The following is a 370-nucleotide window of genomic DNA, read 5'->3' on the forward strand; positions in this document are numbered from 1 at the left end:
GGCATTCGTTGATACAAAACTCCCTGTCCCTTGCTGATATTGATAAGGACTGGTGCCACCCGAAGCTGTTAATGTTACACTGCCTGTGGCTGTACCAAAACACGAAGCATTGACCACTACTGGAGCTGCTACACTTAATGCCGCTACTGGTTGCGTTACCGTTGCACTCGTGGTTACACTACAACCTTTGGAATCTTGTACCGTAAAACTATAGGTTCCTGCGGCTAAGCCTGTAAAGGCATTCGTCGATACAAAACTCCCTGTCCCTTGTTGATATTGATAAGGACTGGTGCCACCCGAAGCTGTTAATGTTACACTGCCTGTGGCTGTACCAAAACACGAAGCATTGACCACTACTGGAGCTGCTACA

1 protein-coding gene is annotated in these 370 nt (G+C 47.6%); it reads right to left on the bottom strand.

The window, feature by feature from the left end:
* Nucleotides 1–370: SprB repeat-containing protein (locus tag ABR854_RS25880; protein ID WP_350268741.1), on the bottom strand; the 370-nt coding region annotated here is incomplete at both ends.

It is taken from the genome of Emticicia sp. W12TSBA100-4, from assembly GCF_040253585.1.
GTDB lineage: Bacteria > Bacteroidota > Bacteroidia > Cytophagales > Spirosomataceae > Emticicia.